The sequence below is a fragment of the Streptomyces sparsus genome, assembly GCF_054776295.1.
Map to the genome: position 1 here is coordinate 1 of NZ_BAAHCA010001364.1, position 947 is coordinate 947.

General features: G+C 75.5%; 1 protein-coding gene. It reads right to left on the reverse strand.

Features of this window, described 5'->3' with window-relative positions:
* Positions 1 to 616 (reverse strand): universal stress protein (locus ACYVE9_RS28450; RefSeq protein WP_461030765.1); only part of this gene is annotated, 616 nt, incomplete at its 3' end.
* Positions 617 to 947 lie beyond the last annotated feature (331 nt).

The window sequence follows — 947 nt, forward strand, 5'->3', positions numbered from 1 at the left end:
CGTCCGGTCCGGTGTCGGCCGGTCCGGTGTCCGCCGGCCCCTCGCCGGTCCGCAGCGGGCCGTTCGGGCGGCGTGCCTGGACCACGAGCAGCTCCGCGCCCAGGCGTTCCGCCTCGTCGAGCGCGAACTCCACCACCGAGCGGTCCGTGCGGTCGGAGACGCCCAGCACCACCCGGGGCAGGCGGCTGTAGGCCACCCCCACCCGGCCGCGCATCACCACCACCGGGCAACGCGACTGCGAGGCGACCCCCGAACCGACCGATCCGAGGAGCAGCGAGGCGAGCGTGCCGCGGCCGTGCGAGCCCAGCACCAGCAGCGAGGCGTCGCGGGCCGCGTGCAGCAGCCCGGCAACCGTCGGTTCGGCGAGCAGCTCGGTGGCCACCTGCACCGCGGGGGCACGGCGGCCGGCCCGGTTCGTCGCGTCGATCAGCATCGTCCGCTTGCGGAGCCGCTCCGCCGGTGAGCGCTGCTCCCCCTGGAAGCGGTCCCAGAGAAATGCGTGGGCGATCACCAGCGGCAGCCGTTCGTGCTGGGCCCGGTCGGCGGCCCAGTCGACCGCCGCGAGCGCGGCCGTGGACCCGTCCACCCCGACCACTACTGGCCCGTGCCTGTGCATGGAGGTCGCCTTTCGCAGAGGAGCCGGGTGTTCCGGCGCCGGGTCCACGAGTCTGGAGCCCGGACGGGAACGGGCCCATGGGTAGCCGGTCCCGTAAAGAGGGCCGAACGGCCCCATGCCGAGAACGCCACCATCCCTCACGCTGGGTGTCGGAGGAAGCACGGAATGCGTCACTCGTGGGGGGTGGCCGAAGCTCCGTGCGGACGGCCCTCCGGGCGCCTCGCCGGCAGCGTCGGCCCCCGTCCGGCTCAGCGGCTCACGGGCGGGGGCCGACCGTCCCGACTGCCGGTTCGACCGGTACGCCCGGCGGGCCGACCTCCTCCCGCACCCG